Raw genomic sequence first — 7,062 nt, forward strand, 5'->3', positions numbered from 1 at the left:
GGAAGGATAAGGGTCAGATATTAGTTCTAGGAAAAGATAGTATAAAAGAACAAAACTTTGTAAAGAAGAATATTGGTATTGTCCCTCAAGACATAGCCATATATGAGGATCTTACAGCTTATGAAAATGTAAGTTTCTTTGGAAGTTTATATGGACTACGAGGAAAAGAACTTAAGGAAAAGTCTATGGAGGCACTAAAGTTTGTAGGACTTCATGATAAGGTAAAGGAGTATCCTAAGAAGTTCTCAGGTGGTATGAAGAGAAGGCTAAATATAGCTTGCGCTATAGTACACACTCCAAAGCTTATAATAATGGACGAGCCAACTGTTGGAATAGATCCACAATCTAGAAATCATATATTAAATTCCATAAGAAAATTAAATAAAGATGGATGTACCATAATATATACTACTCACTATATGGAAGAGGTTGAAGCTCTTTGTAATAAGGCTGCTATAATAGATCATGGTAAGGTGATAGCAGAAGGAACCCTTGAGGAATTAAAGACCTTAGTTACAGATGTGGCTACTGTAAATATAGGAGTAGATGATACTTCAAAGGTTATTGAAGAGGAGATTAAAGTAGTAAAGGGTGTTTTAGATGTTTTAATTAATGAAAATATAGTGTCCATAAGTAGCAATAAAGAAGTAAATAATTTAGATAAACTAATAGGATATTTCATTAATAATAATATAAAAATCTTATCTGTGGAAACAGAAGCTCCAAACCTTGAGACAGTATTCTTATCACTAACTGGTAGAAAGTTAAGAGATTAAGGGGGAAGACCTATGCTTAGTATAATAATTGCAAATATAAAAATGAACTTAAGAGATATAAAAACTATGTCAATAATGGTTATTATGCCTATAGCTATTATTGGAATGCTTGGTTCTTCCTTTAGTAATAATTCGAATAACTCTATAGAGAATATAAGTCTTGTTTATTATTCTGAAGGGGATTCTATTATTACAAATAATTATGAGAGCTTTCTTTCAGGAGTTTCTAAAGAGGATGCCTTTAAGGATTTTAAGTATAGTAAAGTACCATCCTTAGAAGAAGGTAGAAAAGAAGTTGAGGAAGGTAGAGCTCATGGTTTAGTAGTTATAGATGAGAAGGAGAAAAAAATAGATGTGGAAATGAGCAAGAAACCACCTTTTGAATCAGCAATAATAGAGATTTTAACCACTTCTTTTAATGACAGTATGGCATCTATAAGTACTATATATAAGGAAGATCCCACCTATATGGGGAAATCACTAAATAATTTTAAAAGTAGCTATGTAGAGCTTAAGGGAATAGAGGAAGAAAAACAAATAAGTGCTATGGATTATTATGGCATATCAATGATTACTTTAATGATAATGTATGGGGCAATAACTGGAGTATACGCAGCTAAGGAGCTTAAGGATAGTGTAGGAAAGAGGATTCTTATAGCTCCTATATCTAAGATGAAAATTTTTACTGCTCAGCTTATAAGTGTGGTATCAGTTACATCACTACAAATGCTTATATTAATTACATTTAGCAAATTTGTTTATAAGGTGAATTTTGGAGATAATCTAGCCTTAACATTCTTAATATTGTTATGTGAAATTATAATGGCGTCATCCTTAGGTATAGCATTATATCATATGTTCAGGAATGAGAATGTAGGCATGGCAGTAGTTCAAATATTAGTACCTATTTTAGGGAGTATTTCAGGAAGCTATATAGGACTTCCTGAGGATAGCTTAATGGCAGTTATAGCTAGATATATTTCTCCCATAAAATGGGCAAATGTATCTCTTATGGAATATATACATTTAAATAAGTTCGATAGTATTATACCTAACATGACTATTACAATTTTAATTTCAGTATTCTTAATATATATATCAGCTTTAAGTTATAAGAAGAGGGAGATGGCATAATGGAAAATGTATTTATGATATTTAAGCACAATATAAAGATGTTTTTTAGTAAAAAAATATATATATTCTTATTTCTTATTCCTATTTTTTCTAGTGCCATTGTGGTAAGTATATATAATGGATCAGGAGATAAAAATTACACCTTAGCGGTGGTTGATGAAGATAAGTCTTACTTAAGTAAGGATATTATAGAATCCTTAGAAGGGCAATCAAAGTATGATTTAAAGGAAGCTTCACTGGAAGAGGCTAAGGAGAAAATAGCTAAGGGCAAAATTCAAGGAGCCCTTGTTATAGAAGAAAATTTTAAAAATGACCTTATAGAAGGGAGTAATCCTAAAATATCTATATTAAGCCTTGAAGAAAATGAGAAAAAATATTACCTTAGAGAAGGATTAAATAGCTTTATAGCATCTATTAGTTCTTTAAAGGATTTAGCTAAGGGTAACGAAATAAAATTTAAAGAGTTATATGAAGATTATAAAGACAATAAACTTGATTTAAATGTTACAAAGAATCTTCAGGATTATGAAAAAAATTCAGGAATATATAGAACAGTTTTAGGTCTGTTTATAATGTTTACAATGTACACTGCAAGTAATGGGATATCTATTATTTTAAAGGAAAAGGTCAATAGAACCTATGAAAGAATATGTAGTAGCCCAGTAAGCCCTAAGGCTTATATCCTAGGTAATATGATGGGATGTTATTTAATATTAGAGTTTCAAATATTACTCCAGATCTTTGTTTTAAATATACTAAAGATAAATTTACCTATATCCTTTATAAACTTATTTATAGTGCTAAGTATTTTAGGATTAGTTGGAGTGGCAATAGCTATGGTAATTCTTGTTTTCTCTCCATCTATGGAGGCTCTTGGGATTATGTCCAGCGCTGTTATAACTCCTTTGGCCATGCTTGGAGGATGTTTTTGGCCTAAAGAACTCATGTCAAAGACTATGCAAAATATATCTATATTATCCCCAGTAACCTGGGGAATGGATGCCTTGGTAAGTCTTATAGAAGGTAAGAAATTTGTAGATATAACAAGTAACATTGTTATAATGCTAGGGTTTGTCATAGTATTCTTTTTAATAGCACAACTTAAGATGAATAAGGAGGAGAAGGCAGTATATTTTAAGTAATGCAATTAAGTGTGAAGAACTAAGTATAAAGTTCATATGGAAATTTCTAGATAAACACTGCTATCTATCTATTATATAAGTAATAATAATCCCCTCTCAGTTATTAGTCTTAATAGCTGAGAAGGGAATTTTTAGTGTTCATAATATAAGTAATTTTTAACTTTACATAGAGTTTAATAAAAGTATATAAAGATAATTTTATTAAACTTTTATTGAAGACTAGAAGAGCTTATTCTATATTTGCAAGTGTTTTATTTCACTTAATAGGAGATACACTTAATGTTATATCTATAGATAGCATAAGGAAATCTATATAATCGTAACCTCATTATTTTTAGCTTCATCTAATAGGATTTTAGAAGGAGTAGACTCTGTTATTATTCCGTTAATATCATTGATAAAGGAAAACTTATGAAAGGAATCATAAGAGAATTTCTTGTTTTCCATAACTATATAGACTTCTTTTGAGCTTCTTATTATAGCTTTTTTAGTATTACCATTTTCAATATCTGAGTCTGTTAAATATCCTTCAAATAGATTTATTCCAGAAACTCCTATAAAGGCTTTAGTAAATAAATATTGATTTATAAAGTTAATAGTCTCACTTCCATAGAAACCATTAATATTACTTACATAACTTCCACCTGTGCATATAATTTTTATAGTACTATGATTTTTAAGTGCAAGAACTATATCTATCATGTTAGTTACTACTGTTATATTTAAATTAGTTTCAAATAGGAGTTTTGCTAAAACTAAATTAGTACTAGAGCTGTCTAAGAATATCATATCCTTATTATTTAATAACTTTAGAGCCTTATTTGCAATAGACTCTTTTAAGGACAAATTTTCAGTAGTTCTATTTATTACACTGGTACATAAATATTCTTGTCTTAGTGGAATAGCTCCACCATAAACTCTTTTTAATTTTCCTATGGATTCTAATTTTTTTAAGTCTTTTCTTATGCAATCCTCTGTAACTTTGAAAATATCACTTAGTTTTTTTACATTTACTCTGCCTTCTTCATTAAGAATAGATAATATCCTTTCTTCCCTTTCTCTAGCAAACATAGTTTAGCCTCCTATGAATAGATTATTATTTATTATCAGTTTTTATTGATTTATCTTAAATTTTATTATTTAGTATTGATTTATAGTTTATCATAATATACAATGTATTTAAAGTAGATAATAATTATAGTTTAAGTAATGACTAAGGGAAATATAACCCTAAAGATAGTCATAGTATAACAAGTTTATATAAGAAATCTAGCGTTATAGGGTAATGCCTAGCGTAATAGATTAAGGCACTAAGATTTTTCTTAGTGCCTTTAATTATATAATTTATGGATAAAAACTCATTAATATACCAATACTATTTATAACCGCAAATATAGAAAGGATGGGTTATAAATGAGTATTTTATTAAAGGATATATCACCACTAGGTTTAGGTCGATATTTTTCTTTGAATGAGATATTCATTTTTAGGGTGGTGTTTAGAAAACATATATTGCATAGTTATTTGTAGAAGATTTAAGGAAGATAAATTCCTGCAAGGTCCTTTTAAGCCCATGTATGGATTTGCACCAGTTATAATTATATTACTTTTAAACTATGTTTCAAGCTGGGTTATGATTCTTACTCTAAGTTTTATTGTGCCTTCTTTGGTAGAGTATATAAGTGGATTTTTACTTAAAAAGTTTTTTAATAAGCAGTGGTGGGATTATTCAAAAATGAAACTATCACTTAAAGGACATATATGTTTAAGATTTTCAATATACTGGGTGTTTTTATCTATTTTCACTATATATTTTATACAACCTAGGCTTGAGACTTTATATAATAGTGTTGTATCCTCTTGGGAGGTATTAAGCCCTTTTATTGTAGCATATATCTTAATAGATTTAACCTATACTTATATAGTTTTAAGAGAAAAAAGACATCATACGATAGCCTAAACATAAATCCCTATGGGTAAATATTACCTATAGGGATTTGTGTTTAAGCATTTACTTAAGTAAATAATCTATAACTGCTTATGAATTAAGAAAGTTAGTGGTTTATTCTATTATAAAACCTTTATTTCTATAATAATTTGTACAATGAAATGTAAAATCTAACATGGATTTATTTAAAAAAAACAAAATATATAATTAGAGCCAATAAGGATATAAAAAGTAAAAAGAACAGAATAAGCGTTATAGAAGTAAAAATTAAAGATAAATACATTATCCCACTCCCCCTTAAAGTTTTTTACTCCATTATTTCTTATATCTAAAAACACTATAAGTCCTACCATAATTAGGATTTATATATGAATAATAGAAGAAAGGCTTATAATTTTATTTGTAACTATAAATACATTTAAAGTTAATATAAAATCTATTATAGGATATATATTAACTTATTTATGGTTATTTGTAAATATGTAAAATGAGTTAATATATTACTTTAACAGTTATAAAGTAATGATAAATGAATTTATATAGAAGTTTCATGTGAATTTTAGGTTATACATTGATTTAAGACATAATAGAAGAAAATAAAAATTAGGAATATAAGTTAAGAATGCTATAGTTCTACTTAGGCTTCAGATTTAGTATTATTTTTTAAGAGTATTAAATATCTATATAACATCACTTGGGGATAAAAAAATATTCTTTGTATAAAATAGTAGTAATATTTATGTAAGATATGGAGGAAATATTATGATAGGAAGAAGAAGAAATACAATAGAAGGGGTTATAGTAGATGCTCTTAAGAGTCAAGCTTTTATTAATGCAGGTGCCATCAATGTTTATGATAATGAAATGACAGCAGAAGGAGAGGGAAATGTAAAAGAAGATATATATCCTGATGAATTAAGTAATAGAGAGAATATAGAGGATTAGTAAAAGATTTTTTCTATAAATAAACACTATGAGTATTATTGAAGTTTAATAATATTTATAGTGTTTATTTTTATCTGATGGCTACCAACTGTAACACCCCTATCCTCTTAAAAGGTGGAGGATAACAGTTGATACGCCCCTAGATTAACTCATCTAACCTTCAGGTGGTGGAAATAACGTCATCTGAAGGAAAATTCGTTCTATGAGTATAAATTTAAAAATATTTTAAATTTATATATGTTTATACACAGTTTTGATTAATTAGTAATAATATATAATAACCTAAAATAGTCAAGGGGGTGCTTTTTTGAGCTTTATGAAAATCCCTACAACCAATGATGTTTTTATTTCTAGATGTTTAAACGATAAAAACTTTATTAGATCTCATTATTTGGCTGTAGGAGAAACAAAAAGAAAGTCAATATTAGATGAACTTAATACTTTAATAAAATTCAATCTTTCAGAGTTGTCAATTTGTGATTATATATTAAAAGCAGAACTTAGACTTCATGTTGACTCTGTTTTTTTATGCCATTATAAAGATTCTTTAAAGATTAGAGTATATAGAAATATTGAAGATTTTGATAGTAGAGAAGTAACATGGAGTACTGCTCCTAGCTCAGTTTTCACTGACATAGAAAAATCAGTAAGAAAAGATAGTGAAGGAAGATATATAAGTATAGATATAACTGATTTAGTTAGAGACTGGGCATATGGTATTGAAGAGAACTATGGGGTTACACTTAAGGGTGATACACCAGAAAGTGCAATAACTTTTTCTTCAAGTAGAGGAATAAAAGAGCCTTACCTTGTAATCTATTGTCACAACTTCCCATGTCCTATATGTCCAACAGGACCTCAAGGACCACAAGGACCAAGGGGAGAAAGAGGACCACAAGGACCAGAAGGGCCACAGGGACCACAAGGAATACAAGGACCACAGGGACAGCAAGGAATACAAGGACCACAAGGATTAAGAGGATCAACCGGCCCAACGGGGCCTACAGGACCACAAGGATTAAGAGGATCAACCGGCCCAACGGGGCCTACAGGACCACAAGGATTAAGAGGATCAACCGGCCCAACGGGGCCTACAGGACCACAAGGATTAAGAGGA

At 29.1% G+C, this 7,062-nt stretch carries 7 protein-coding genes; 6 read left to right on the top strand and 1 reads right to left on the bottom strand.

The features are described 5' to 3' along the window. The 3 genes from AB2369_RS09835 to AB2369_RS09845 all read left to right on the top strand — a co-directional run. Positions 1–776: ATP-binding cassette domain-containing protein (locus AB2369_RS09835; protein WP_367666304.1), on the top strand; the 776-nt coding region annotated here is incomplete at its 5' end. 12 nt (positions 777–788) lie between these two features. After that, positions 789–1,910 (top strand): ABC transporter permease, encoded by a 1,122-nt coding sequence (locus tag AB2369_RS09840; RefSeq protein ID WP_367666305.1) that lies wholly within the window; start codon positions 789–791, stop codon positions 1,908–1,910. Then, positions 1,910–3,052 (top strand): ABC transporter permease, encoded by a 1,143-nt coding sequence (locus AB2369_RS09845; RefSeq protein WP_367666306.1) that lies wholly within the window; start codon positions 1,910–1,912, stop codon positions 3,050–3,052. Before AB2369_RS09840 ends, AB2369_RS09845 begins: the two co-directional genes overlap by 1 nt. Before the next feature lie 309 nt (positions 3,053–3,361). Here AB2369_RS09845 and AB2369_RS09850 read toward each other — a convergent pair whose 3' ends face one another. Next, on the bottom strand, positions 3,362–4,123 hold the full coding sequence (locus AB2369_RS09850) for a DeoR/GlpR family DNA-binding transcription regulator (RefSeq protein ID WP_367666307.1): 762 nt from the start codon (positions 4,121–4,123) through the stop codon (positions 3,362–3,364). Between the two features lie 400 nt (positions 4,124–4,523). On the opposite strand from AB2369_RS09850, the gene AB2369_RS09855 reads away from it, so the two are divergent. From AB2369_RS09855 to AB2369_RS09865, 3 genes are all read left to right on the top strand, one after another. Continuing rightward, positions 4,524–5,012: a putative ABC transporter permease gene (locus tag AB2369_RS09855; RefSeq protein ID WP_367666308.1), complete on the top strand. Its 489-nt coding sequence runs from the start codon at positions 4,524–4,526 to the stop codon at positions 5,010–5,012. Positions 5,013–5,762: 750 nt separating this feature from the next. Next, positions 5,763–5,945 (top strand): hypothetical protein, encoded by a 183-nt coding sequence (locus tag AB2369_RS09860; RefSeq protein ID WP_367666309.1) that lies wholly within the window; start codon positions 5,763–5,765, stop codon positions 5,943–5,945. Between the two features lie 316 nt (positions 5,946–6,261). Then, on the top strand, positions 6,262–7,062 hold an 801-nt coding region (locus AB2369_RS09865; protein ID WP_367666310.1), incomplete at its 3' end, for a DNRLRE domain-containing protein.

Source organism: Clostridium sp., assembly GCF_040797585.1.
GTDB lineage: Bacteria > Bacillota > Clostridia > Clostridiales > Clostridiaceae > Clostridium_Z.